The sequence below is a fragment of the Candidatus Bandiella woodruffii genome (genome assembly GCF_034359465.1).
Taxonomy (GTDB): Bacteria; Pseudomonadota; Alphaproteobacteria; order Rickettsiales; family Midichloriaceae; genus NDG2.
Map to the genome: position 1 here is coordinate 63,364 of NZ_CP110820.1, position 24,278 is coordinate 87,641.

General features: G+C 37.9%; 24 protein-coding genes and 1 pseudogene. 17 read left to right on the top strand and 8 right to left on the bottom strand.

Annotated elements, in window-relative coordinates:
* Positions 1-8 precede the first annotated feature (8 nt).
* From Bandiella_RS00395 to Bandiella_RS00415, 5 genes are read right to left on the bottom strand one after another with little or no spacing between them, the layout of a single operon-like run.
* Positions 9-1,469, bottom strand: a complete 1,461-nt coding sequence (locus Bandiella_RS00395) for an NADH-quinone oxidoreductase subunit N (protein WP_323732949.1) — start codon at positions 1,467-1,469, stop codon at positions 9-11.
* A gap of 10 nt (positions 1,470-1,479) precedes the next feature.
* Complete coding sequence (locus Bandiella_RS00400) at positions 1,480-2,985, bottom strand: NADH-quinone oxidoreductase subunit M (protein ID WP_323732950.1); 1,506 nt, start codon at positions 2,983-2,985, stop codon at positions 1,480-1,482.
* 3 nt (positions 2,986-2,988) lie between these two features.
* Complete coding sequence (gene nuoL / locus Bandiella_RS00405; RefSeq protein ID WP_323732951.1) at positions 2,989-4,920, bottom strand: NADH-quinone oxidoreductase subunit L; 1,932 nt, start codon at positions 4,918-4,920, stop codon at positions 2,989-2,991.
* Complete coding sequence (gene nuoK, locus Bandiella_RS00410; RefSeq protein ID WP_407651248.1) at positions 4,921-5,253, bottom strand: NADH-quinone oxidoreductase subunit NuoK; 333 nt, start codon at positions 5,251-5,253, stop codon at positions 4,921-4,923. It abuts the gene before it with no gap.
* Positions 5,247-5,870: an NADH-quinone oxidoreductase subunit J gene (locus Bandiella_RS00415; RefSeq protein ID WP_323732952.1), complete on the bottom strand. Its 624-nt coding sequence runs from the start codon at positions 5,868-5,870 to the stop codon at positions 5,247-5,249. Before Bandiella_RS00415 ends, nuoK begins: the two co-directional genes overlap by 7 nt.
* A gap of 136 nt (positions 5,871-6,006) precedes the next feature.
* On the opposite strand from Bandiella_RS00415, the gene Bandiella_RS00420 reads away from it, so the two are divergent.
* From Bandiella_RS00420 to Bandiella_RS00445, 6 genes and pseudogenes are all read left to right on the top strand, one after another.
* Positions 6,007-6,639, top strand: a complete 633-nt coding sequence (locus Bandiella_RS00420) for an epoxyqueuosine reductase QueH (protein WP_323732953.1) — start codon at positions 6,007-6,009, stop codon at positions 6,637-6,639.
* A gap of 6 nt (positions 6,640-6,645) precedes the next feature.
* Positions 6,646-7,482, top strand: a complete 837-nt coding sequence (locus Bandiella_RS00425) for a TIGR01459 family HAD-type hydrolase (RefSeq protein ID WP_323732954.1) — start codon at positions 6,646-6,648, stop codon at positions 7,480-7,482.
* A 14-nt stretch (positions 7,483-7,496) separates the two neighbouring features.
* Complete coding sequence (locus Bandiella_RS00430; RefSeq protein WP_323732955.1) at positions 7,497-8,054, top strand: NifU family protein; 558 nt, start codon at positions 7,497-7,499, stop codon at positions 8,052-8,054.
* 15 nt (positions 8,055-8,069) lie between these two features.
* Positions 8,070-10,301: an NADP-dependent malic enzyme gene (locus Bandiella_RS00435; protein WP_323732956.1), complete on the top strand. Its 2,232-nt coding sequence runs from the start codon at positions 8,070-8,072 to the stop codon at positions 10,299-10,301.
* 257 nt (positions 10,302-10,558) lie between these two features.
* Positions 10,559-10,876: a hypothetical protein gene (locus tag Bandiella_RS00440; RefSeq protein WP_323732957.1), complete on the top strand. Its 318-nt coding sequence runs from the start codon at positions 10,559-10,561 to the stop codon at positions 10,874-10,876.
* A 102-nt stretch (positions 10,877-10,978) separates the two neighbouring features.
* Positions 10,979-11,683: pseudogene (locus Bandiella_RS00445) on the top strand (IS6 family transposase).
* Between the two features lie 40 nt (positions 11,684-11,723).
* Here the strand turns inward: Bandiella_RS00445 and Bandiella_RS00450 are convergent.
* Positions 11,724-11,999, bottom strand: a complete 276-nt coding sequence (locus Bandiella_RS00450; protein WP_323732958.1) for a hypothetical protein — start codon at positions 11,997-11,999, stop codon at positions 11,724-11,726.
* A 55-nt stretch (positions 12,000-12,054) separates the two neighbouring features.
* On the opposite strand from Bandiella_RS00450, the gene Bandiella_RS00455 reads away from it, so the two are divergent.
* Positions 12,055-12,252 (top strand): hypothetical protein, encoded by a 198-nt coding sequence (locus Bandiella_RS00455; RefSeq protein ID WP_323732959.1) that lies wholly within the window; start codon positions 12,055-12,057, stop codon positions 12,250-12,252.
* On the opposite strand, the gene murA is transcribed toward Bandiella_RS00455, so the two are convergent.
* Both murA and Bandiella_RS00465 read right to left on the bottom strand, forming a co-directional pair.
* Positions 12,247-13,572, bottom strand: a complete 1,326-nt coding sequence (murA, locus tag Bandiella_RS00460) for a UDP-N-acetylglucosamine 1-carboxyvinyltransferase (RefSeq protein WP_323732960.1) — start codon at positions 13,570-13,572, stop codon at positions 12,247-12,249. The genes Bandiella_RS00455 and murA overlap by 6 nt on opposite strands.
* Entirely contained in the window at positions 13,572-13,877 is a 306-nt protein-coding gene (locus tag Bandiella_RS00465) for a hypothetical protein (protein ID WP_323732961.1), read from the bottom strand. Before Bandiella_RS00465 ends, murA begins: the two co-directional genes overlap by 1 nt.
* A gap of 246 nt (positions 13,878-14,123) precedes the next feature.
* Here Bandiella_RS00465 and Bandiella_RS00470 point away from each other — a divergent pair, with 246 nt between their 5' ends.
* The 10 genes from Bandiella_RS00470 to rpoB all read left to right on the top strand — a co-directional run bounded on the left by Bandiella_RS00470 (position 14,124) and on the right by rpoB (position 24,259).
* The gene (locus Bandiella_RS00470; protein ID WP_323733405.1) at positions 14,124-14,708 is read left to right on the top strand and encodes an IS6 family transposase; all 585 of its coding nucleotides are present in this window, start codon (positions 14,124-14,126) and stop codon (positions 14,706-14,708) included.
* Between the two features lie 189 nt (positions 14,709-14,897).
* Positions 14,898-15,893, top strand: a complete 996-nt coding sequence (hemB, locus tag Bandiella_RS00475; RefSeq protein ID WP_323733425.1) for a porphobilinogen synthase — start codon at positions 14,898-14,900, stop codon at positions 15,891-15,893.
* A 167-nt stretch (positions 15,894-16,060) separates the two neighbouring features.
* Positions 16,061-16,996 (top strand): class I fructose-bisphosphate aldolase, encoded by a 936-nt coding sequence (locus Bandiella_RS00480; protein ID WP_323732962.1) that lies wholly within the window; start codon positions 16,061-16,063, stop codon positions 16,994-16,996.
* A 249-nt stretch (positions 16,997-17,245) separates the two neighbouring features.
* Positions 17,246-17,443, top strand: a complete 198-nt coding sequence (gene secE, locus Bandiella_RS07390) for a preprotein translocase subunit SecE (RefSeq protein ID WP_407651249.1) — start codon at positions 17,246-17,248, stop codon at positions 17,441-17,443.
* Between the two features lies 1 nt (position 17,444).
* Positions 17,445-17,981: a transcription termination/antitermination protein NusG gene (gene nusG / locus Bandiella_RS00485; RefSeq protein WP_323732963.1), complete on the top strand. Its 537-nt coding sequence runs from the start codon at positions 17,445-17,447 to the stop codon at positions 17,979-17,981.
* Positions 17,982-17,992: 11 nt separating this feature from the next.
* Positions 17,993-18,421, top strand: coding sequence for a 50S ribosomal protein L11 (gene rplK, locus Bandiella_RS00490; RefSeq protein WP_323732964.1), 429 nt, complete (start codon positions 17,993-17,995; stop codon positions 18,419-18,421).
* Between the two features lie 17 nt (positions 18,422-18,438).
* A complete protein-coding gene (rplA, locus tag Bandiella_RS00495; RefSeq protein WP_323732965.1) occupies positions 18,439-19,137 on the top strand; it encodes a 50S ribosomal protein L1 in 699 nt (232 codons plus the stop codon).
* Positions 19,138-19,183: 46 nt separating this feature from the next.
* Positions 19,184-19,693, top strand: a complete 510-nt coding sequence (gene rplJ, locus Bandiella_RS00500) for a 50S ribosomal protein L10 (RefSeq protein ID WP_323732966.1) — start codon at positions 19,184-19,186, stop codon at positions 19,691-19,693.
* Between the two features lie 20 nt (positions 19,694-19,713).
* Positions 19,714-20,079, top strand: coding sequence for a 50S ribosomal protein L7/L12 (gene rplL, locus Bandiella_RS00505; protein WP_323732967.1), 366 nt, complete (start codon positions 19,714-19,716; stop codon positions 20,077-20,079).
* A gap of 43 nt (positions 20,080-20,122) precedes the next feature.
* On the top strand, positions 20,123-24,259 hold the full coding sequence (gene rpoB, locus Bandiella_RS00510; protein WP_323733426.1) for a DNA-directed RNA polymerase subunit beta: 4,137 nt from the start codon (positions 20,123-20,125) through the stop codon (positions 24,257-24,259).
* The last annotated feature ends 19 nt before the right edge of the window (positions 24,260-24,278 follow it).

A 24,278-nucleotide genomic window follows, 5' to 3' on the forward strand; every position in this document is an offset into this window, starting at 1 on the left:
CACCGCCCCTAGCTAATACAACTCTTTATCAAATCTAGCATGTAAGATGGGAATAATATATAGAAAAGATTGAAGGCTGCGCCAAAGGCAAGAAATAAAACCTCCACCCAAGTGAAGTTAATAGCCTTTGGTCGCACCTTAAGGTTCTGTTTTTCGAAATATATCGCTCTTATTACATTGAGGTAGTAGAACACGCCAATTACCGTAGTAATAAACGCAATAATTGCCAGCTGGTAATAACCTGTTTTTAGCAGCATTACGAAGATGTAGAATTTAGCAAAAAACCCAGCCATTGGTGGGATACCTGCCATAGAAAACATTACAACAACAAAGATAAGAGATAAAAAAGCACTATCTCGTGACAAACCACTTAAACTTTTTAAGCTTCCGTCAAACCCCTCTTTTTTATTCAGAACAACCACTAGCGCAAAGAATGTTAGGGTTAAAGTAACATACGTAATTGCATAAAAAATTATGTATTCAAGATAAGCTTGGTGATATATCGCAATGCTCATCAAAATAAAGCCCATATGGCTTATTGAACTATAGGCTATAAGTCTTTTTATGTTTTTTTGTAATATCGCGGCAATGTTGCCAAAAAACATGGAGGCAACAGCTACGATTATTAAGACTGGTTGTAATTGCTCTTTAAAAACAAGTAACGGTTCAAAGATCAATCTCAAAAACAAGGCGAATACTGCATATTTAGCCGAGGATGCTAGTATCATAGTAATCGTAGTTGGAGACCCTTCATACACATCCGGGGCCCAATTATGGAAAGGGAATAGCGAAAGTTTAAACATCATAGTGATTATGAGCAGCATCAATCCTATAAGTAGAATCGGACTGTGTGTTGCATCATGTGAACTGCAACAATAATTACTGCTATAAATAAAACTTATCTCATCAAAATTTATAACGCCTGTATAGCCGTAAATCAGCGATGCTCCAAGTAAAAAAATACCAGAGCTAATAGACCCTAAGATAAAGTATTTTAAGCTTGCCTCTATCGATTTTTCGTCATCTCGATTGGTTGCGATCAGAATATATAAACTTAAACTGAAGAGTTCAAGCCCTAAATACAAAACCAACAAACTGTTACTGCTCACAAAAATGCACATTCCTAAAGCAGAAATGGAGATAAGGATTGGTGTTTCGAAAGTCGAGGTCTGTCTTTCAAAATAAGAAATAGCAAGCAATGCCATAAAGTTGCACGCAATGATTATGATCTTAGTCAATTGAGTAAAGTTACTAACCAAGAATGAGTCGTTAAATAATAAAAATGTTCCATTCTCCACATGCAATATCTGGTATACACTCGCGATAAACACAAGAAGTGTAAGATTGCTTGTAATCCGGAAGGCTTTGGTTTTTAAAAATACTCCAACCATTAGGGCCAAAAAAGCCCCAAGTATCATGGTGATTTCTGGGGCAATGTGATATAAGTCTATGTGTAAAATTTTTAACATCGGTTTAAGATTATCTGTTTAGCTTTTGAATCTTCACATTACTTATTTTAGTTACAAGCTGTTCAACTGCCTTCTGTGAGTAATCATTAATTATTTTAGGATACACTCCAATTGTTATAATTAATATTGCAAATACTGTCAGTATGACCCTATCTAACCCTTTTATATCTTGCAAGGCTTGGAGTGTCTTGTTATGGTCACCAAATATTGTTCGTATATATAACCAAAGCATGTATGCTGCACCCAAGACCATTCCAAATGTAAGCAATATACCATAAAGATGGTCAAACTCAAACGCCCCAAGTAAAACCAGAAATTCACCGACAAATCCAGCAGTTGAAGGTAAACCTATCGATGCCATAACAAATACCGTAAACAATAGCGAAAATTTTGGCATTTTATGCGCCAGTCCTTGATACACAACTATTGCTTTTGTATGTGTTTGTGCGTATAAAACCCCAACACAGAGGAACAACGCGCTAGAAACTAAGCCATGGCTTATCATTTGAAAAATCGCTCCCTGAATTCCATATACATTGAAGGAAAAGATGCCGGCAACAACATACCCCATATGAGCAACTGACGAATAGGCGATCATTTTTTTCATATCCGTTTGCATCAATGCGACGATAGATGTATAGATTACGGCTATTATACTAATCCATAACACGTAATCTGCGAAGTAGATTGATGCTTCTGGAAACATTGGCAGATTGAATCTTAATAGTCCATACCCCCCGATCTTCAACAACACACCTGCAAGTATTACAGAACCACTTGTAGGTGCTTCAACGTGTGCATCTGGCAACCAAGTATGAAATGGCCATAATGGGATTTTTATTGCAAACGAAATAAAAAAAGCCAGCCACAAAAGCTTCTGAATCTCAAGCGGATAATTTTGCAAGATGGTTGCCAATTCAGTGATATCATTGGTAGACTCGTGCACGAATATGTAAGCAATCGCAAGTAGCATCAATATTGAGCCAAAAAGCGTATATATGAAAAATTTTATCGACGCGTAGACTCGGTTCTTCCCACCCCATATACCTATGATAAGATACATTGGGATTAGAAAAGCCTCAAAAAAAACGTAAAATAAAATCAAGTCTTTAGCGCAAAACACACCTATCACACAGGTTTCTAAAATTAGAAACAAGCTGACAAAAAGTATTCTGTGAGTTTTAATGGACTTCAACCCTACCGCGATACACACCGGGGTCAAAAAAATAGTCAACAACACAAGGTAAATAGAAAAGGAATCCACACCCAATGAATAAAATATGTTCATTGACCGAAACCAAACAAGCTTTTCTTCAAATTGAAAATCAGAATTATTTTGATCAAACGATCCCCAAAGCAATACACCTAAAACTACTTCGCCAAACATACATACTAAACAAACCACCATTGCCATATCTTCAGAATGAGCCCTAAAAACATAGGAATATATGGCAATTGCACACACTGCGATGAGTGGGGCAAGAAGTATGTGGGTTAAAATTGTGAAGTGTTCCATTTTCTAACTAAAAATAACTATACTGACAATCGCCAAAATGCCCATAAGCATAGTGAATAAATAATGATAAACTTTCCCAGTTTGCACATGACGAGCCACTCTTGAGATGTCGAATGTCATCCTAGCCAAACTGTTGGGTATGCCGTCAATTATACTATTATCAAACCATTTCCAAAGAAAGTCACTCAAGTCTTTGATTGTTACTACGAATATCCTGTTATAAATCTCGTCAAAGTAATATTTATTGTACAAAACTTCACGAATAAGTCTCAGCCTATCTATTATAATATACATAAAAGACGAATTTCTGAAATAGGTTATATAAGCAAGCATAATGCCTGATACTGCTATTACAAGTGGTAGTATCTTTACAAACTTACTTGAATCATCCCCCCCATGCGCATGGGCTGCCAAAGCCCCGTTCCAAAAACTGCTATTAGGGGATGAAATTTTGAATATGTATTCTCCAACATAGCCACTAAAAACAGCCCCAACTGCAAGCAATATCATTGGTACCATCATACTTTTAGGAGCTTCATGAATGTGTTCTTCAGACTCGGCTTCGCAATTAACTCTTGAGGATTTATGAAACACCAAAATAATAAGCCTCCATGAGTAAAAAGCTGTGCAAAGTGCAGCAAATAGACCCATCCAATACGCGAAAGTTCCTAAGCCAGAGCCGGCAAGATGCGCATGCTCCAGAATCAAGTCTTTAGAGAAGTACCCAGCAAACGGGAAGATGCCGGCAAGAGCAAGAGAGCCTATCCACATGAAAGCATACGTCACTGGCAAAAATTTATACAACCCTCCCATTTTGTTGATATCTTGTTCATTGTGTATCGCATGGATCACGCTTCCTGCTCCCAAAAACAACAGGGCTTTGAAGAAAGCATGGGTCATCAAGTGAAATATTGCCACTGAGTAAGCCGAAACGCCGCATGCAAAAAACATATATCCCAGCTGACTGCTTGTGGAATATGCTATGATTTTTTTGATGTCGGTTTGTACCAACGCAATGCTTGCTGCAAACAAGCATGTAAATGCACCAATTACTGTAACAGTGTTAAGCGCCATCTGCGAATGTTCGAAAAGAAAAGAGCATCTCGCTAATAAAAATACGCCTGCTGTTACCATTGTTGCTGCATGTATTAATGCAGAAACTGGTGTGGGCCCTTCCATTGCGTCTGGAAGCCATGTGTGCAACCCTAATTGCGCGGATTTCCCCATGCACCCGATCAGCATAAGTATGCATATGATGTCCATGGTGGAAAGCTCAATACCAAAAAATTTGGCATATACAACTTCTATTCCGGAAAGGCTTGCAAAAATTTGTTGGTATTCTATAGACTTAAACGTAACGGCAATTAGAAAAATTGACAATGCAAGGCCAACATCGCCAACTCTATTGACTAAAAAAGCTTTAAGAGCTGCTTTGCTTGCACTTTCTTTCTTGAACCAAAAGCCAATCAGAAGAAAAGAGCTTAATCCAACTCCCTCCCATCCAAGAAATAGCTGCAATAGGTTGTCCGACGTGACTAACATAAGCATAAAAAAAGTGAACAAAGAAAGATAGCTCATAAACCTTTGTTTAGAATCGTCATCTTCCATATACCCTATAGAATATATGTGCACCAGGCATGAAACGAAAGTCACAACGAATAACATCACGGCCGTCAACGAGTCTACGTATATAGACCAATAAGCTTGAAAAAATGATATATCCACCCATTTTAAAAGCCTGATGTGAATTACCTCATGCAGAAAAACAACATGATAGAACACAATTACAGAGAAAATAGCCGAAAAACACAGCATACTAGTTGTGATTAATTGAGCGGATAAAGCGGTGAATTTTCTAGTATTTAACCCGATCCAAAGCGCTCCCAATAATGGAAAAAACACGCTGTATACTGCCAATAATTCAATTTTAAACATCTATCCTTTTAGCTCTGTTGTGTTATCTATATCAATATTTTTCTTATTTCTAAAGAATAGTATCAGTATTGCTAAGCCAATTGCGGATTCTGAAGCAGCTATTGTTAATATGAATATGGAGAAAACCTGCCCATCAATTGCATTTAGCAACTTAGAAAATGCCAAAAAGTTTAGATTCACAGCAAGTAGCATAATCTCTATCGAGAACAGTATGTTGATTATGCTTTTTTTATTGAGCATTATCCCAACAATGCCAACTAAAAAAAGAAGGGTTGAGAAGATAATAAAATGGCTGATTGAAACGCTGCCAAGCAATATTTGGTTTTCTACCATACCTTTACTCCACTTCTAGATTTCACATCGACCAATTCTATTGAATCAGCTTTACTTCTTCTAACCTGTTTATATACATCCTGCTTTCTTACAAATTTACCAGAACTTCTATGTACCAATGTGATCGAACCAACCATGGCTAAAAATAAAATTACCCCGGCAATCTGAAACTCCAAAATGTGTTTTGTGTAAAGCGTTTTGCCCAATTGGTCTACTGCGTTCTGGAAAAGAGCTTCTTTACCATAGTTTTCAACAAATGCTGCCGGCAAATTGATTTTCGATTGTGTGAGCGCAAAACAAACACCACCCAAGAATATAATAACAAATAAAACGGCAAAAGGTAAAGTTTTTGGCATATTGCTTTGCATCTCAGCAAGATTGATGTTGATCATCATTACAACAAATAGAAAAAGGGTGACAACTGCACCAACATAAACTATAAGCGTAATCATCGCTACATACTCAGCCTCAAGCATGATCATTACGCCAGCCGCGTTGACGAATGTTAGGATTAGGAAGAGTACAGAATGTATAGGGTTTTTTAAAGAAATCACAAACAATGCAGATATTAACACTAGCGCGAGTAAAAGGTAAAATATAATCGAAACCATCAGCATCTGAATGCGTTCATTATTTATAAGTTCAAGTTATAAGATTATGTGATAAAAAATCAAGCAATTTGATGAGAACTATTGAAGAAACCAAATATTTTATGTATTATTCTGTCCTGATAACTCAAAAGATCAAATATTGATGGAAAGGGAAAAAATTACATCCCCCGGCGACAAAAATAAAGTGCTGCTACACTCATGTTGTGCGCCTTGTTCCGGAGAGGTGATCCAAGCGATGGTCTCTTCCGGAATCAATCTTACGATATTTTTCTATAATCCAAACATCCACCCTAAAAAAGAATATGAGATCAGAAAAGATGAAAACATCAAATATGCACAAAAATTAGGGATAGACTTCATAGATGCCGATTATGATGTGCAAAATTGGTTTAGAAGAGCTAAGGGAATGGAGTTTGAGCCTGAAAGGGGGCCAAGATGCACAATGTGTTTTGATATGCGCTTTGAGAGAACGGCGTTGTATGCTTATGAAAATGGCTTTGAGGTTATTACAAGCTCCCTTGGGATTTCCAGGTGGAAAAATATGGAGCAAATTAACGAAAGCGGGAAAAGAGCTGCTGCAAAGTATCCTAAAGTTGAATATTGGACTTATAATTGGAGAAAAAATGGTGGAAGCAGTAGGATGTATGAAATAGCAAAAGAGGAGAGCTTTTATAAACAAGAATTTTGTGGTTGCGTTTTTTCATTGAGGGATACAAACGATTGGAGAAAGAAAAATGGAAAAGGGGAGATAGAGATAGGTAAAATGTATTATTAAATCAACATGAAAACAGGCAATATCAGTAACTATGACGTATTATTACTCGACTTATGGGGTGTTATTTACGATGGACACAATCTTTATCCAGAAGCGTTGGAAACTTTGCAAAAATTAAAACAAATTGGTAAGGAGGTGATTTTCTTTTCCAATGTTCCAAGAATGGCTTCGACCGTAAAGTCTATGTTAACTGGCTTTGGCATAAACGATTCTTTATATTCTAAGCTAGTTTCTTCAGGTGAATTTGCGAATGATCTCCTCACCAAAAAAAAGCAATTTGGCACCAAATACTTTTACATTGGCTCACCAGAGTCCGAAGAAGTGGTTTTTAACTTAGGTGGGTATCAAAAAGTTAGTAAGGCAGAAGATGCAGACTTTGGAATTATCACAAGCATCATCAATTACCATGAGGAAGCAAAAAAACTAGCAGAAGAAGCAATAAAGTATAAACTCCCGGTGCTCTGTGTCAATCCAGATAAATCTTCGATAAAAACAAGTGGGGAAGTTGTTCCATGCCCCGGTGTTATTGCTGAGGAATATGAAAATTTGGGTGGTGAAGTCATTTATTTCGGTAAGCCGTACAAGCATATATATGAATATGCCCTTAAAGACGTCGCGACTGGCAAAAGAGTTCTGGCGATTGGGGACAGCATGGAAAATGATATAAAGGGGGCTAATAATATGAATATAGACTCCGTTTTGGTGTGCAGTGGAATTCACAGACACGATTTGGCAATAGGTGTTGGGGAGATACCAGAAGAGGAAAATTTAATGAAGCTGTATGAAAAATATTCACTAAAACCTACATTTGTGATAAGTTTGCTAAGAGATATAAAAATATAAAGTATAGTGGTTGCATGTATATACAAACTCAAGATACTCCCAACCCCAATACAATCAAGTTTATCCCTGGGGTAGAGGTTTTAAAAAAGGGGACGTACCATTTTAATAATGATGACGACTATTCAAATTCACCATTGGCAAAGCGATTGTTTGAGATTGATGGTGTAAAATCGGTTTTTTTAGGGAAAGACTTTGTTTCTGTTACAAAAGAAGAAGATATTGCGTGGGATAGGTTAAAGACCTATGTTTTAGCAGGAATGGTTGACCATTTTATAGCTGGGATACCAGTTATTGAGAAGAAGAAAGAGGCAGGCACTAAGAAATTGGGGATAGAAAAAATCAATTCTGAAATTGAAAGGCAGATAATAGAGCTGATCGAAACAAAAATAAGGCCTGCAGTTGCGCAAGATGGCGGCGACATAACATATAAAAATTTTGAAAACGGAGTAGTATACTTAGAACTGCACGGAGCATGCCAAGGCTGCCCAAGCTCTACGATTACGTTAAAACAAGGGATAGAAAGTATGTTGAAATATTACGTGCCGGAAGTGCAATCAGTAGAATCAATTTAATAACAGGACATATTCATGAATGATTTAGAACAAGAAGCATTAGAATTCCATGCTAAAAATCCAAAAGGCAAAATCTCTATAAAGTTGCCTAAAAATTTGGTTAACAAGCATGATTTGTCATTGGCGTATAGTCCTGGAGTGGCAGAGCCATGCAGACAAATTCATAAGGAGTTTGGAAAGATATACGACTACACCGCAAAAGGCAACTTTGTTGCAGTCATCAGCAATGGAACTGCAGTTTTGGGGCTTGGGAATTTAGGAGCAGCAGCTTCCAAGCCGGTGATGGAAGGAAAAGCTGCGTTGTTCAAACGTTTTGCAGACATCGATTCTATCGATATAGAAGTTGATGAAACCGACCCCGAAAAATTTGTGGAGATTGTAAAGAGCATAGCTGTTACTTGGGGAGGGATTAACCTAGAGGATATAAAAGCACCTGAATGCTTTATTATAGAAGACAAACTAAAGGAATGTCTAAATATCCCAGTGTTTCACGATGATCAGCACGGCACTGCCATAGTGACTGCTGCTGGCTTAATCAATGCATTGCATATTACTAAACGTAAAATTGAAGATGTAAAGATCGTTGTAAATGGAGCAGGAGCAGCTGCACTTGCGTGTGTGAGTTTGATAAAGAAAATAGGTGCCAAGCACAGTAATATAATTGTTTGCGATACAAAGGGGGTTATATACGAAGGCAGAACAGAGGGGATGAATGCATGGAAAGAAGCTGTTGCTGTTGATACTAAGTTAAGAACATTAGAAGAGGCTGCAAAAGGAGCAGATGTGCTTATAGGGCTTTCAGTTAAAGGAGCATTTTCCAAAGAAATGATAGAAGGTATGGCGTCTCAACCCATCATCTTTGCTATGGCTAACCCAGATCCTGAGATTACTCCAGACGAAGTAATGAAACTGAGACCAGATTCAATTATTGCAACAGGTAGGTCTGATTATAAAAATCAGGTAAATAACCTAATGTGTTTCCCTTATCTATTTAGAGGTGCGCTTGACGTTATGGCGACAACAATAAATGATGAGATGAAAATAGCTGCAGCTTATGCCTTGGCAAATCTTGCAAGAGAAGAAATAACCGAAGAAGTTCATGCAACTTGCTTGGATGGTAACTGCGAATTTGGTCCTGATTACATAATACCTATAACTTTCGATTCAAGATTGATGGAAGAAGTATCCGTAGCAGTTGCTAAGGCGGCTATGGAATCTGGAGTTGCAAGAAATAAGATAGAAGATTTCAAAGAATACCGTAAGAAGTTATCTGGAAGACTGAATCCGTCTATTAAAATTATTGATAGTTATTTCAATAAATTAAAAAATAATCCTAAGACCGTGATATTTGCAGAAGGAGAGGAGGACCCTGTCATTAAGGCAGCTGCAGATTGGCAAAAATTTGGCTATGGGGAAGCAATTCTAGTTGGTAGAGAAAGCGTTATCCAGGAAAAAATGAGTGCCTTTAACATTTCTGGTATAAAAATCATCAATGCTGCTTTGTCTGATAGCACCCAAAAATACGCCAAGCACCTTTATCAAAGGCACCAAAGAAGTGGCTATATATACAGGGACTGCATTAGGCTTGTGAACAGAGATAGGAACGTGTTTGCGGCCGAGATGTTGATGCACAACGAGGGAGACGCTTTAATTACGGGTATTACAAGAAACTATGCAAAAACCCTTGATGAAATAACAAGCGTAATTGATTTAAGAACAGGCATGACTTTATTTGCTCTTAGCGTTGTTTCCATTAATGAAAAGACCCTATTTGTTTCGGATACTGCAATCAATGAATGCTCAACAAGCGAGATGTTGGCAGATATAGCTATCCAAAGTGCAGCTGAAGTTAAAAAACTTGGAATAGTTCCAAAAGTTGCGCTAATTTCTGCCTCGAACTTTGGCAGTTCTTATAGCGCAGATGCACAAAAAGTAGCCGATGCTGTTAGAATTTTGGATCTAAAACACGTGGATTTTGAGTATGAGGGAGAAGTCTCCATTGATGTTGCGCTCAACCCAGAACAATTTGCCAAATATCCATTTTGCAGGCTTACGAGTGCTGCGAATATTCTTATTATGCCATCGCTTCACAGCGCTGATATTGCAGTAAAGTTGTTGTCACAATTTGGAGACGCCAGGTCAATTGGTCCTATACTATGTGGACTTACAAAGTCAGTACAGATTTTACCAATGAATGCAAGTGTTGCTGACATACTAAATTTTGCCGCTATTGCAGTTAGTGAATGATAAAGACCACTGCATAAACGCTCTTTTTTGTAATTTTTGCGTCAGAATGAAAATAGCGATCCTCATATACTGCCTCAACTGAATGCCCAGGCTATAAGGCGCGCGCAAGTTTTACTATTTGCGATTTTAAAAACTTAATTCTTTGCAACCCTTGTCCAAAAGGCACCGTCAAGTTAAAAAAGTTGAGGTGCAAAAGGTATTGAGAGAAGAGGGAAAAAATAGTAAATTGGAGCAAAATAAAAAATAATAGAAAAACAATGGAAGAAAGAGCGAGCAGATACAGATATCCAATGGTGATAATAGGACATGCAGTTTGGTTGTACCACAGATTTAATTTGAGTTATAGAGACGTAGCAGAAGAGTTGTTATACAGGGGTATAGAAGTAAGCCATGAAACGATAAGAGCATGGTGTATTAAATTTGGAAAAAGGTTTTTAGATATAATCAAGAAGAAGCAGAGGAAAGTAAAGGATAAATGGCATTTGGATGAGATGAGCATTAAAATTAACGGTAAATATTTTATTTTGTGGAGAGCTGTAGATGGCACCGTCAAGTTAATGGAGGTAAGGGCGTGACAGAGCATCTTTTTGAAAATTATGCAGCAGCTATGGTTCTGTCGCATCTGTTGAAACACATAAGAATCTTTGATATTCTGAAAGAAATAGTTGCTGGTAATAATGTTTAAAGTAGAATCAAAAATAATGAAATATTTCAAGAATCACGAATATGGTCCAGAAATAATAATGGTATCTCTGTACATGAAGGGAAGATAGTCATTAAGCTATAAAGAGATAGAAGAAATAGATGGATTAAGGGGTCTGAACATAGATCACACTACTCTGCAAAGATGGGTGATAAACTTTATGCCAACACTTGAAGGAAGATTTAGAAAAAGAAAAAAGCCAGTCAATGGTAGTTGGAGAATGGACGAGACTTATATCAAGGTTAAAGGTAGATGGGTCTATTTGTATAGAGCATTTGATAAATGCGGAGATACTATAGATTTTATGCTAAGAGCAAAAAGAGATAAAAGAGCTGCTAAAGCGTTTTTCAAGAAAGCAATCAAATCTAGTGGCCAACCTACAAAGGTTAATATAGATAAAAGCGGCTCTAATACTGCTGCTTTAAATTCAATCAATAAGCCATTATCTAAAGAAGACCAAATAGAAATTAGGCATAACAAATATCTAAACAATAGGATAGAAGGCGATCACAGATTTGTAAAGAAACGAACTAGACCGATGCTTGGTTTCAAATCCTTTAGAAGTGCCGCCAGGACTATTGCAGGAATAGAGCTCTTGCACATGATTAAAAAAGGACAACTTGCTGACAATGACAATTATAATTCTGACTTTGATAAATTTCTTTCACTAACTGCTTAATGGAAAAATATACAAATAATTTGAAAGTTTTTGCATCATATTACAGATGCGACAGAGCCGTCTCGTCCATTCTCCAGCTGCCGTTGACTGGCTTTTTTCTTTTTCTGAATCTTCCTTCAAGTATTGGCATAAACTTTACTACCCATCTTTGTAGAGTGGCGTGATCTATGTTGAGTCCTCTCAACCCGCCTATCTCTTCTATCTCTCTGTAACTTAAAGAATATCTTCCTTTCATATACAGCGATACCATAATGATTTCTGCGCCATATTCATGGTTCTTAAAATACTTCATTAATTTTGGGTCTACTTTAAACATTATTACCAGCAACTATTTCTTTCAGAATATCAAAAATTCTTATGTGTTTCAACAGATGCGACAGAACCCAAAAGAAAGACTACTGCACAATAGAAGAAAGAAGTGGGGAATCATAAAAGGTCTGGCCATTTGGGATTTAACCCCTTTTTTCTTTACAACCATTGTCCAAAACTCAGGTTATCTAAATTCAATTTTGACGGACAGAAGATGTAATGGAATCCGAAGTATGACAACACCAATTTTTGCTTTATGATTCTATCCTTTGAAGTGCGATGTTGGTATTTTTTAACTTCTCAGCTAAGTTACCATAACCCCGTTCAATTTGTTCAGCTGCATCAAGCTGCGTTTCCCCTTCGGCAAGAACAGCTGCGATTAAATATGCCAGACCAGCTCTTAGGTCAGGAATAACTATTGGAGAAGATATTGCAGTGAGTTTTGTTGGTCCATGAATTAAAGCGCTGTGCATAAAATCTTGCCCTCTGTAACGGCATGGCACGGAACCTAAGCATGAGCTAACCACTTCGGTTTTTGCTCCTAGTTGGTTTAATATCGCTAAATAGCCGAACCTCTTCTCGTGCACAGTCTCGTGAATTACGGAAATGCCATTGGCTTGAGTCAGAATTGTTGCAAATGGCTGTTGCCAATCTGTTGCAAACCCAGGGTATACATCTGTTTCTACCTCGGTTGATCTGAGTTTTTCCTTGCGAAAAAACAAAATGCTGTCATTGCTCAAAAATTTGAATCCACCCTCTATTTTTGTATAATGTGGCAAAAAATTACCTAATAAATCCGGCCTTATACCCGACACTTCAATTTCTCCATCTGATGCGCACGCCAAAGAAGCCCATGAAGCTGCTTCAATTCTGTCTCCAGCAATAAAAAAGTTTGTACCATTTAGTTTTTCAACGCCATGCACTATCAATTCTCTGTTGGTGGACAAGAAAATGATGGCTCCCATGGAGCGTAACATCGTAATAAGCTCGATGATTTCAGGTTCTAAAGCAATATTTTTTATAATACTTGTGCCTTGTGCCAAAACACTTAAGAACAAGCACGTCTCTGTCGCTCCAACAGAAGGGTACGGCAAATCAATGTGACAAGCTTTTAAACGCGAATTTGCATGGGCAATGTATTTATCTTTTTTTTCAACGACGTCTGCCCCGAATTTTTTTATTGCATCAACATGATAATCCACATTTCTTTTGCCGATGTGGTCCCCGCCAACAGTTGGGACTGCAGCTTTACCCAATCTATGTAGCAGAATACTTAAAAGTAAAATTGGGATTCTATTGGTTCTACTATCTGGCAAGGATGCTTCATATATGTTTATGTTAGTGGCATCTATCAGCATCGTACCATCGTTTCTACTCCAAGTGATCTTAGCCCCTGCTGACCTTAGTAACTCTGCGGTGATTTCCGCATCACCAATGTTTGGTACGCCTTGCAATACTGTTTTGTCTTGGGCCAGCAACGCTGCAACCATCACTTTTGTTGTGAGGTTTTTTGCCCCCATGCATGTTATTTTCCCCTTAATAGGTACTCCGCCCTTGATTTTATATGAAATGTTATTCATTACCTTGCAATTAAATTATCGATGGGTAATCTCACCCCAGCTGTTCCCATTATATTCGATAAATCTTTTAATATAAAGTTAAAATTATCTTGCGAATACCCTTCCAGTCTGACGGTCAACACATCTTCGCTATTAGACTCCCTTACTAGATACCAACCTTTTTCATTCTCTATTCGGATTCCATCTAAATCGGAGTAATTGCGATCTAATTCGTTTAGTATATCTTTTAGTTTTTGTATAATGTTGTTTCGTTTAGGTTTACCGCAAGGGATTCTAATTTCTGGAGAGATGAAGCTTTCTGGCAAGCTATCAAAGTAATCTTTATTATCTCTGTAGGCACCGTCAAGTTAAAAAAGTTGAGGTGCAAAAGGTATTGAGAGAAGAGGGAAAAAATAGTAAATTGGAGCAAAATAAAAAATAATAGAAAAACAATGGAAGAAAGAGCGAGCAGATACAGATATCCAATGGTGATAATAGGACATGCAGTTTGGTTGTACCACAGATTTAATTTGAGTTATAGAGACGTAGCAGAAGAGTTGTTATAAAGGGGTATAGAAGTAAGCCATGAAACGATAAGAGCATGGTGTATTAAATTTGGAAAAAGGTTTTTAGATATAATCAAGAAGAAGCAGAGGAAAGTAAAGGATAAATGGCATTTGGATGAGATGAGCATTAAAATTAACGGTAAATATTTTATTTTGTGGAGAGCTGTAGATGAAGATGGATATGAGATAGATGTCTTCCTACAGACCAGACGTAATAAAAAGTCTGCGATAAGGTTTTTATCAAGATTATTACAATCAAATCCAGTACCCAGAGTAATCGTGACAGATAAATTAAAAAGCTATACCAAACCTATAAAAGAAATGTGCCCTAAAACAGAGCATAGGCGCCATAAAGGATTAAATAATAGGGTTGAAAATGCACACCAACCAACACGCAGGAAAGAGAAATGCCTAATAAAATTCAAATCTCCTTCTGGGGTACAGCAAACTCTTTCTTTGATGGGAAAAATAAGGAACATATTTTCAGTAGATGTGGGCAGGTATATTAACAGTTCTAGCAAGCAAAAAGAAATGTTTTTCGAAGCTAAATCTATTTGGGATCACGCCGCTCAATCCATAGCTGCTGCATAATTTTCAAAAAGATGCTCTGTCACGCCCTTACCTCCATTAACTTGACGGTGCCGTTAAAAATTCTTAATTTTTACTTTTTATTTCAAAAATTAACAGATGCGACAGAACCTTATAGGGAAGTCTATTCTTGACATAACGTCTTATAAGTCGGTATACAGTAAAAAAATGGTTAACAACAAACAAACAAAAATGGTAAGCATTCAATATCCGTCCACCAGGCTAAGAAGAAAGAGAAATGCAAAATGGAGTAGGGATCTGTTTGCAGAAAACTCCTTGCAACCATTTAACCTAATACAACCATATTTTTTAACTGAGGGATTGGGAGTAAAAGAGCCCATAACAACAATGCCTGGTATTTTTAGGTTGAGTTTGGATAATGTTATAAAGGAGGTGGTGAACGCAGCGAACTTAGGAATTAAAGCGATAATGCTATTCCCACAAATTGACAAAGCAAAAAAAAGCCACGATGCGAAAGAAGCATATAATCATGACAATCTGATGTGCAGGGCAATAAAAGAGCTCAAAAGACAAAACATCGGCATAGGAATTATAGCCGATGTTGCACTTGATCCATACACTTTGAATGGGCATGATGGCATCACAGATAAAGCTGGAGCTGTTCTAAATGATCAGACAGTGAGCGTTCTATGTAAGCAGGCTTTGGTGCTTGCAAAAGCGGGTTGTGATGTTATAGCCCCTTCCGATATGATGGATGGACGGGTAGGCAAAATACGTGAATCACTTGAACAAGAAGGCTTCCCTGATACGCAAATTGTTTCTTATGCTGCAAAGTATGCATCAAATTTTTATGGCCCCTTTAGAGATGCAGTTGGCTCAAAGAGCCAGCTTGGGAAGCTTGATAAAAAAAGTTATCAGATGGATATAAGAAACTCTCAAGAGGCAGTCATTCAAGCTGGCTTAGATATCTCTCAAGGAGCTGATGCCATAATAATTAAGCCGGGGATACATTATCTTGACATCATAAAGCTTATTAAACTAGAGTACAACATACCTATAATAGCTTACCAAGTAAGTGGAGAATATGCTATGTTGAAAATTGCGGGAGAACAAGGTGTGTTTTGTGGGGATGAGGCCATGATCGAAAGTTTAGTATCATTTAAAAGAGCGGGAGCCTCCGCGATTGTCACTTACGCGGCTACAGAAATAGCCAGTTTACTTCGTTAGCTTCAAAATTTCATCATTTTAACATTTAGTGTTTAGATTTGCACTTGGCACTCTGCGCTAAGCGTATTTTTTAAGTTAATTTTGATTATTAGGTGTGTAAATTTTTTATATTGCAAAATTTTTCAGTTTACAATACCCTCTGGCTAAAGTTTTTATTACAAAATTTTATGCATTTAACCGCACAAGTTGCAAATATACTTAAAAATTATACAAGTGAGACCCCTGCCGTTAAGTCCAACATCGTGAGAATATTGATGAGTGGAAAACTAGCAGGCACAGGCAAAATGGTCATTTTACCTGTGGATCAAGGATTTGAGCATGGGCCTTCTAAAAGCTTCGCGGTAAACGAAGCGGCATATGACCCAGTATACCATGTAAAACTAGCGATAGATGCAGAGCTGAATGCATATGCAGCCCCCAAAGGAATGTTAGAGGCAATCCCTGATGAATTTCGCGGTGCAATACCACTAATCTTAAAAGCTAATAGTAGCAATTCCTTGGTGCCTAAAAACAACTCGCCCAATCAAGCCATTACTGCAACTATACAGGATGCAATTTATCTGGGGTGTACTGCTATAGGCTTTACTATATATCCAGGTTCGAGTGATTCCCTTGACATGATTCAAGAGATAAGTGAACTAATCTCTGAAGCCAAGGCTTATGGACTTGCAACAGTGCTATGGTCATATCCCAGAGGTGGGGATATCACTAGAGATGGTGAAACAGCCTTGGACGTTATCGCCTATGCGACGCATATTGCCGCGTTAATGGGCGCTAATATAATAAAAGTAAAAATACCGTCCAGCGCCGTAGAGCTGGGTGCAACGCAAAATATATACTCTGAATCTAAAAAAGATTTTCAGGACATAGCAAAGCGGGTTGAGCATGTTATGCAGTCGGCGTTTGTTGGAAAGAGGTTGGTTGTATTTTCAGGAGGAGATGCTAAATCAGAGGAAGATATATATAGAGAAACTATTGGCATTCATGCAGGGGGGGGTAACGGCTCGATTATTGGGAGGAATAGCTTTCAAAGACCTTATCAAGAAGCGTTAAAACTCCTTTCTAATATTATAGCTATATATGCACAGAACGAGTACAGATAATTCTGTTACAATATTTAAAGTTAGCATAGTATACTCTGCGTCTTTTAAAAGTTGGCATCGTCATTTTTGCGCTCTCATATTTCGTCACGTACTTTTGTACGCTCCTTATGCTCGGCACTCAATTCCTTGCCAATTCTTAAAACACTTTGAGTATATATATAATAATTTCTTGGCAAAAGAAAAATCTGTCTTGACTTTGTCATTAATTTATATACCATTACATTCCATAATTTCATTATTTAAGGTCCGGTGAGAATAATAAATTTCGCAAATTTTTTTAGAGAGGTTAAAGCCGAGGGGGATAGGATTGCTTGGCCAACGCTTAAAGAAACTCTGATCGCATCTTCTCTTGTTTTTGCGGCAGTTTTTGTAGCTTCGTTATTCTTTTTGATGATTGATGGAGTGATATACAAAGCGATTAACTACATTTTGACGGTAGGGGGTTGATTTGGCTACTAAATGGTACATAATTAACGTGCTTTCCGGATACGAAAAAAAAGCAATTGAGTTGATCAGGCAGAACGCACAGAAAAAAGAAGTAGATCATTTGTTTGAAGATTTCGTCATTCCCGTTGAACACACCTTAGAGTTAAAGAAAGGAAAAAAAGTTGACTCGGAAAAGAAAATATTCCCAGGTTATGTACTGGTTAATATGGAGCTAAACGATCTTACTTGGAACATCGTAAAGAATACTCAGTATGTTGGCAAGCTGCTTGGTGGTGGCAACAGACCTCTCCCTATTCCAGAACATGAAATAAAAAGGGTGTTGAAGCAGGTTGAGGAAGGGAAGGTTGTGAAAGAGAGAAAAAAAACGTTTGAAATTGGAGAAAATGTGAGGATAATTAATGGAGTTTTTGAGACGTTCAATGGAATTGTTGAAGAGGTTGACGATGAGAAACAGCGTTTGAAGATATTGGTTTCAATATTCGGTCGAGAGACTCCTGTAGAGTTAGAGTTTGAGCAAGTGGAAAAAATTAATAACTAAAGGTAAATAAAGTGAAAAAAAAGGCTGTTGGAGAAATAAAATTGCAGATATTGGCTGGCAAAGCTAACCCTGCCCCACCTATCGGGCCGGCTTTGGGGCAGAAAGGTTTGAATATTGCTGAGTTTTGCAAACAATTTAACGATAGAACGAAGAACGAAGATCCAAATATGAAGATGCCTGTCATCATAACTGCTTATGCGGACAGAAGCTTCAGCTTTATAGTCAAAGCACCGCCAGTAGCGGATTTAATTAGGAAGTACGCTGGATTGCAAAAAGGCTCTTCTACTCCTGGCCGTACCATGGTTGGAAGTATAAAGAAAGAGGATGTCGTTAAGATTGCTGAAATAAAGCTTGAAGATATTGGGGTTGATAAAATCGAATCCGCTACGAAAGTTGTCGAAGGAACAGCTCGTTCTATGGGCGTCAAAGTGGTTGATTAATTTAAAACAAAAGGAATATGGGTAAACGAATAGAAAATGCAAGAAAGTTGCTTAATGCCGGTGAGCTATACAGCTTAGATAATGCTATATCGTTTTTTGTAAACGATTATGCGCAAAAATTTAAGGCTAAGTACGACGAAACCATAGAGTTGGTTCTGCAGTTGGGCGTTGATGCTAAGCAGTCTGATCAAATGGTTAGAGGGGCAGTTGCAATGCCACATGGGCTTGGTAAGCAAAAAATAGTGGCTGCTATTGTTGATGAAAAGAGAGTGCAAGAAGCTAAAGATGCTGGAGCAGAACACGTAGGCGGCGAAGATCTGATAGAAAAGATCAAAAGTGGGTTTTTGGATTTTGACGTATGCGTTGCTACGCCGGCGATGATGCCGAAACTTGCAGCTATAGCGAAGTTACTTGGTCCTAAGGGATTGATGCCTAATCCAAAGCTGGGCACTGTTTCTGACAACGTATCAGAAGCCATTACAAGTGTAAAAAAGGGACAGGTTGAATTTAGGGTGGAGAAAAATGGGATCATTCATGCGGGCGTTGCTAAGATAGGGTTCGCTGAAAATAAGATAAAGGAAAATCTGATGGCGCTTTATGGTGCAGTGTTAGCTGCTAAGCCTGCTAAATCAAAGGGTGTTTACGTTAGAGGCTCTTTCTTATCGAGTAGTCAAGGACCTTCTTTAAAGCTTGACTTAAAAAGTTTTGTGATTTAGTATCACCAGCCGTGCTACTATTAAATAATTAAATCTTTGGTATAAAGTGGATAGAATTAGTAAAGAAAAATTAATTGTAGACTATAACAAGTTATTTGACCAATATAAGTCAATTTTTTTGGTGAAAAACCTGGGATTGTCAGTCGTGGATTCTAAGCTTATTAGAGCCAAGCTTAAACCGGCGGGGGCTAAGTTTATAGTGGCAAAAAATAGTTTGGCGAAAATTGCTGTCGCCAAAACAAAGTTTGCAAACATTGAAAGTTTGTTCGTAGGGCCTGTGGTTATGGCTTATGCAGACGATCCAGTCGCCGTCTCTAAGTTGCTTGTGGAATTTTGTAAAGAAGGACGTAAGCTGGAGATTATAGGTGGAGCAATGGGAGAGAAACAGTTGAGCAAGGGAGACGTTGTTCACTTATCTCAATTACCTACGGAAGATGAAGTTAGAGCTAAACTTATTGGTTTGGTTAACGCTGCGGCAAGCAAGCTTGTTACTGTTCTTAAAGAGCCTGGTAGCAAGTTGGCTAGAGTTATTAAAGCTTATGCCGAGAAACAATAAACACATAAATAGGAGTTAAAATGGAAAAAATAATTGAGCAATTATCGAAATTGACAGTAATTGAAGCCGCAGAGCTTGCAAAAAAATTGGAAGAAGCTTGGGGCGTTACTGCTTCTGCTGCAGTGGCTGTTGCTGCTCCGCAAGGAGCTGTTGCTGCTGGTGGTTCTGAAGAGAAATCAGAGTACGACGTTATCCTTGAGTCCGCTGGAGATAAAAAACTTAATGTTATAAAGGAAGTTAAGACAATTACAGGATTGGGGCTTAAAGAAGCTAAAGATTTGGTTGATTCTGCGCCTAAAGTTGTTAAAACTGCGGTTCCTAAAGACGAAGCTGAAAAACTAAAAACATTGTTAGAAGCTGCAGGAGCAAAAATCAGCTTGAAATAATTTTTTATTTCATCGGCTGTCTACTGAGATTTTATAATAAAACATATTAGGTAAAATAGTGACCTCGTATCTTTCTAAAAGGCGTATCAGATATAGTTTTGGGAAAATTGTAAGTGATGTAAGAATACCAAACTTGATCAAAGTTCAAAAAGAGTCTTATGAAGGGTTCTTGCAGTTAAATGCTGGGAAAGAGAATCGCAAAGATCAGGGGCTAGAAGATGTTTTGAAATCTGTATTCCAAGTAGATGATCCTGAAGGGAAAGCAAAGTTAGAGTATGTTAGTTATAAACTAGGAGAGCCAAAGTACGAACCGGACGAATGTATTCAAAGGGGTGTGAACTATGCCTCTCCTTTGAGAGTAGTGTTGCGGCTTATAGTTTGGGACACAGATCCAGAATCCGGAGTAAATGAAATAAAAGGGATTAAAGAACAGGAAGTTTACATGGGGGACGTCCCTTTGATGACGGACAAAGGAACTTTTATCATCAATGGTGCGCAAAGAGTTATTGTATCACAATTGCACCGTTCTCCAGGTGTTTTCTACACTCATGACGAAGAAAAATCTTCTTCTTCCGGAAAATACATATATTCGGCGCGGATTATACCCTACAGAGGCTCTTGGATTGATTTTGAGTTTGACACAAAAGATATATTGTACTTCAGGATTGATAGAAAGAGAAAAATACACGTTACCACCTTGCTCAGAGCGATGGGGTATAACAAAGATGAAATTCTTAAGGAGTTTTATAAATTTATTACTTATAGATGGGAGAAAGATAAATTAATCACCAAGTTTGAGCTCGAACGATTCAGAGGAATGAAAATCGAAAATGATGTAATTGATGCTAAAACTGGTGAAATAATTTTGGAAAAAGGCGTTAGAGTCACGCCAAGAATCATCAAGAATCTTCAAGGGTCCAGCGCAGAAAAAGAATATATTACGAGTGATACGTCGTTGGTTGGTAAGTATTTGGCTGAAGACGTTGTGGATAGCACGACTGGCGAGATTGTGTGCAGTGCTGCTGAAGAAATTTCAGAAGATTTGATAGCAAGCTTTAAAGCACATAAGTGTAAGCAGATCAAAGTTCTTGATATCAACGGGGTTGATTCTGGTAACTTTATTGTTAGCACCTTGTTGCTTGACAAAAATATTGATGAAGAACAAGCTTTAGCTGACATATACAAAGTATTAAGGCCAGGAGAGCCTTCCACCCCCGAAGCTGCAAAGCAACTTTTTGAAAGTGTATTTTTTGATAGAGAAAAATATGACTTATCTGCTGTGGGACGGATGAAAATCAATAAAAAACACGACTTAAACATACCTGACGATACCACTGCATTAACTAAAGAAGATGTGTTGGTGATCATCAAACATCTCACGCACTTAAAATGTGGTAATGGTATGGTTGATGACATTGATAACCTAGCTAATAGAAGGGTTAGGTCTGTAGGTGAATTGGTGGAAAATCAGTTCAGAATGGGGTTGGTGAGAATGCAAAAATCTATAATTGAAAGAATGTCTTCGGTAGAGATAGACAACGTGATGCCTCATGATCTCATTAATGCAAAAGCACTTATGAGCTCTTTGAGGGAGTTCTTTGGAATTTCACAACTTTCTCAGTTTATGGATCAGACTAATCCTCTAGCTGAAATCACTCATAAAAGAAGGCTGTCTGCCCTTGGTCCTGGTGGTTTGACCAGAGATAGAGCTGGTTTTGAAGTAAGGGATGTGCATACCACCCACTATAGTAGGATTTGTCCTATTGAAACTCCTGAAGGACAGAACATAGGTTTGATAAGTTCTTTGGCTACATATGCTGATATTGATCAATATGGATTTATCCAAAGCCCCTATCGTAAAGTTAAGGATGGTTATGTGACAGAAGAGATAGTGCACCTAACTGCAATCGAAGAAGAAAAATATAATATAACAAAAGCGAGTATAGAACTCGACGACAATGGAAGGATAGTTGATGACATCGTCACTTGTCATAGAAAAGGTGAAGTGGTATATGTTCTAAGGCAGGACGTCAACTTAATTGATGTGTCTCCTCAACAGCTTGTCTCTGTTGCTGCTTCCTTAATTCCGTTTTTGGAAAATGATGATGCCAACAGGGCGTTGATGGGCTCTAACATGCAACGGCAAGCAGTACCTCTAATTATTAACGAAGCTCCTTTTGTTGGTACTGGAATGGAACAAATCGTGGCACGTGATTCTGGCACAGTAATTTTAGCGAAAAGGAGTGGTGTAGTTGACCAGGTTGATTCAAAAAGAATAGTAATAAAAGTTAAGGAAAAGGAAGATGAGGATGTATCGGGAGTGGATATTTATACGTTAATGAAGTATGACAAATCGAATCAAGGCACCTGTATTAACCAAAGAGCGATAGTTAAAATTGGAGACTTCATAAAAAAAGGAGATATTCTTGCTGATGGGGCTTCGACCAACATGGGGGAGCTTGCTTTGGGCAAGAATATATTAGTGGCTTTTATGCCTTGGAACGGATACAACTTCGAGGATTCAATCCTACTTTCTGAGCGTTTGATAAAAGATGACGTTTACACATCAGTTCACATTAATGAATACGAGGTAGTTGCAAGGGATACAAGACTTGGCCCCGAGGAAATCACCAGAGATATTCCAAATATGAGTGAAGAAAATCTGAGTCATCTGGATGAAATAGGGATAGTGAATATTGGTGCTGAGGTAAGAGCGGGAGATATCCTGGTAGGCAAGGTGACGCCTAAAACCGAATCGCCTTTGACTCCTGAAGAGAAGCTTCTTAGGGCGATCTTTGGTGAAAAAGCTGCTGACGTTAGAAATTCATCTTTAAGAGTACCACCTGGTGAAAAGGGCGTTGTTGTGGATGTAAAAATATTCACAAAACGTGGAGTTCAAAAGGACGAAAGGGCAATTTCTATAGAGAGAACGCAAATAGAGAAGTTTTTTAAAGATAAAGAAGATGAGATAAGGATTATAGCAGACTATGTTTTAAATAGGCTTAAAAAGGTTTTTGCCGGGCAAAAAGCTGCTGCTGATAGTAAGTTGGTTAAGTCAGGCGTGGTGTTGAAAGAAGAATTGTTTGTTGTGTCTAAGTTGAAAGACATTTTTGCTATAAAAGTGCTTGATAAAGATGTAACGACAGAAGTAACAAAGCTTGAAAAGTTTTACGTAGAATACCTCGAAAAACTTGAGCACAATTACAGAAAAAAAATTAAGAAATTGCAAAGCGGAGATGACTTGCCGCAAGGTGTTTTGAAAATTATTAAAGTGTATGTTGCGAATAAGTTGAAGATTCAACCCGGGGATAAAATGGCGGGGCGTCACGGTAACAAAGGGGTGGTATCCAAAATTTTACCAGTCGAGGACATGCCGTTTTTGGACGATGGTCAACCTGTTGATATTGTATTGAATCCTTTGGGTGTTCCATCTAGGATGAACATAGGACAAATATTAGAAACTCACTTGGGGTGGGCTTCGGTTGGTCTTGGTAAAAAAGTTGCTTCCGTGTTGGAAGAGAGTTTAAAAAATTACCAGGCCTCCAACGAAACCAAACTGAGAGAATGTATCAAAGATACGTTTTCATTTGGGCAGAAAAAATCTGCTGATATCTGCAGCTATATAGACAGTCTTGAGTATAGCGATTTGCTTGAGCTTGCAAAAGATGTTAGTTTAGGTGTTAACTTCGCAACCCCCGTATTTGATGGGGCAAAAGAAAATCAGATCAATGATATTCTGCAAAAAGCTGGTCTTGGTAAATCTGGACAAGTTAGGTTAAGAGACGGAAGAACTGGTCAATATTTTGATCGTAAGGTGACGATAGGGTACATTTACATGATGAAGCTAGACCATCTTGTTGACAACAAGATTCATGCTAGATCTATTGGTCCTTACAGTCTTGTGACTCAGCAACCTTTAGGTGGTAAATCTCATTTTGGTGGACAAAGGTTTGGGGAAATGGAATGTTGGGCATTACAAGCTTATGGTGCTGCATACACACTCCAAGAGATACTTACTGTCAAATCAGATGACGTGACTGGAAGAATCAAGGCATATGAAGCTATAGTCAGAGGAGAGAACTCTTTCGATGTTGGTCTTCCAGAATCATTCAAGGTGATGATCAAAGAAATTAGATCGTTAGGATTGAATATGGAGATCAAAGAAAGAGAAGAAGAATAATATTTATATAGAGGTAAAT

Bases quoted from the DNA above. Each gene is read 5' to 3' on its own strand.
- Bandiella_RS00395 (WP_323732949.1), bottom strand. From the start codon at position 1,469: ATGTTAAAAATTTTACACATAGACTTATATCACATTGCCCCAGAAATC.
- Bandiella_RS00400 (WP_323732950.1), bottom strand. From the start codon at position 2,985: ATGGAACACTTCACAATTTTAACCCACATACTTCTTGCCCCACTCATC.
- nuoL (WP_323732951.1), bottom strand. From the start codon at position 4,920: ATGTTTAAAATTGAATTATTGGCAGTATACAGCGTGTTTTTTCCATTA.
- nuoK (WP_407651248.1), bottom strand. From the start codon at position 5,253: ATGGTAGAAAACCAAATATTGCTTGGCAGCGTTTCAATCAGCCATTTT.
- Bandiella_RS00415 (WP_323732952.1), bottom strand. From the start codon at position 5,870: ATGCTGATGGTTTCGATTATATTTTACCTTTTACTCGCGCTAGTGTTA.
- Bandiella_RS00420 (WP_323732953.1), top strand. From the start codon at position 6,007: ATGGAAAGGGAAAAAATTACATCCCCCGGCGACAAAAATAAAGTGCTG.
- Bandiella_RS00425 (WP_323732954.1), top strand. From the start codon at position 6,646: ATGAAAACAGGCAATATCAGTAACTATGACGTATTATTACTCGACTTA.
- Bandiella_RS00430 (WP_323732955.1), top strand. From the start codon at position 7,497: ATGTATATACAAACTCAAGATACTCCCAACCCCAATACAATCAAGTTT.
- Bandiella_RS00435 (WP_323732956.1), top strand. From the start codon at position 8,070: ATGAATGATTTAGAACAAGAAGCATTAGAATTCCATGCTAAAAATCCA.
- Bandiella_RS00440 (WP_323732957.1), top strand. From the start codon at position 10,559: ATGGAAGAAAGAGCGAGCAGATACAGATATCCAATGGTGATAATAGGA.
- Bandiella_RS00450 (WP_323732958.1), bottom strand. From the start codon at position 11,999: ATGTTTAAAGTAGACCCAAAATTAATGAAGTATTTTAAGAACCATGAA.
- Bandiella_RS00455 (WP_323732959.1), top strand. From the start codon at position 12,055: ATGCGACAGAACCCAAAAGAAAGACTACTGCACAATAGAAGAAAGAAG.
- murA (WP_323732960.1), bottom strand. From the start codon at position 13,572: ATGAATAACATTTCATATAAAATCAAGGGCGGAGTACCTATTAAGGGG.
- hemB (WP_323733425.1), top strand. From the start codon at position 14,898: ATGGTAAGCATTCAATATCCGTCCACCAGGCTAAGAAGAAAGAGAAAT.
- Bandiella_RS00480 (WP_323732962.1), top strand. From the start codon at position 16,061: ATGCATTTAACCGCACAAGTTGCAAATATACTTAAAAATTATACAAGT.
- rplA (WP_323732965.1), top strand. From the start codon at position 18,439: ATGGGTAAACGAATAGAAAATGCAAGAAAGTTGCTTAATGCCGGTGAG.
- rplL (WP_323732967.1), top strand. From the start codon at position 19,714: ATGGAAAAAATAATTGAGCAATTATCGAAATTGACAGTAATTGAAGCC.